At 41.4% G+C, this 1,148-nt stretch carries 1 protein-coding gene; it reads right to left on the minus strand.

What is annotated here, in order from left to right; all coding sequences use genetic code 11:
- A partial coding sequence (locus ACTHUR_RS11595; RefSeq protein ID WP_440398669.1) for an acyltransferase family protein occupies positions 1–731 on the minus strand: 731 nt, incomplete at its 3' end.
- Positions 732–1,148: the final 417 nt, after the last annotated feature.

Genomic DNA, 1,148 nt, shown 5'->3' on the forward strand with positions numbered 1-1,148 from the left:
GTATAGGCAAACAGGCAGGCAAACAGTACGCAGATGGAAAGTAATGCACCTGCCGCCGCATATGGTTTGCCGGTATCCAGCCCTTGTTGTTGCCGATATTGCATCCACACGGCTGTTAATGAGCCGATCAGCATTTCGCAGGCGCGCAGATGGGGCAGGTAATATTTATCCAGTGCAGTTGGCATAAAAGAAGCCAAAATACTGAATACGCATAGCGTGATGAGGAAGGCAAACTGGGTGCGCCAGCTTTTGCGGACTACCAGTAACAGCAATATCGGGAAGACGAAATAATATTGTTCTTCGACCGATAAAGACCATATGTGAAGCAAAGGTTTTTCTTCTTGTATGGGATCGAAATAGCCCTGACCCTTTGCAAAAAAGATATTGGAGATGAACCCCAAGGTGGACAGGGCTGTCCTCCATAAAAGGAAGAAATCATCTTTGGTGAATAAAAGAAAGCCGCATACCAGCGTTACCGTCAATACGGTAAAAAATGCGGGCAGTATCCGCTTGATACGGCGGATGTAAAATTTTTTGAACGAGAAAATCCCGCTGCTCATTTCACGATGGATAATCATCGTGATCAGAAAGCCGGAAATGACAAAAAAGATATCGACACCAAGAAAGCCGCCAGGCAGCCAGTTTTTTTCAATATGGAAAACGACAACGGATAGAACAGCAACGGCACGCAATGTATCAATATCTGGGCGGTAAGATAAAACTTTGCTCATAATATTTTGATTTTAATTAGTTTATTTTAATGGCGCCGTCTGAAAAGTGATTCCTGCCGAGAGTGGGGGCATTTCGGAGGTCGGCCATCGTTTGTCAGTACTGGGCAGTTTGTTTGCCTTCTTAGAATGATTGCTGATGATATGCGTTTGAATAGTAATAGATTAGAGTAGGAATACGGTTGATAGTTTCAACATAATGTTTAATATGTTGTTTTTATAATGAATCAATACGATGTGGTATTGTTAAATTGTTTATTGTCATATCAATGGTATTGTTATTGATGATGTAACCTTGCGCTATTTTTAGGTAAGGCGTCGGTAAGAAATGGGAGATTTTAAGAGAGAAAAATTACGGGCTATATCCGCATTTATTATGGAGATGATGTCTTATTTTGTTGATATTCCAAGACATGAGGC

This window comes from Neisseria sp. P0021.S007, from assembly GCF_051956855.1.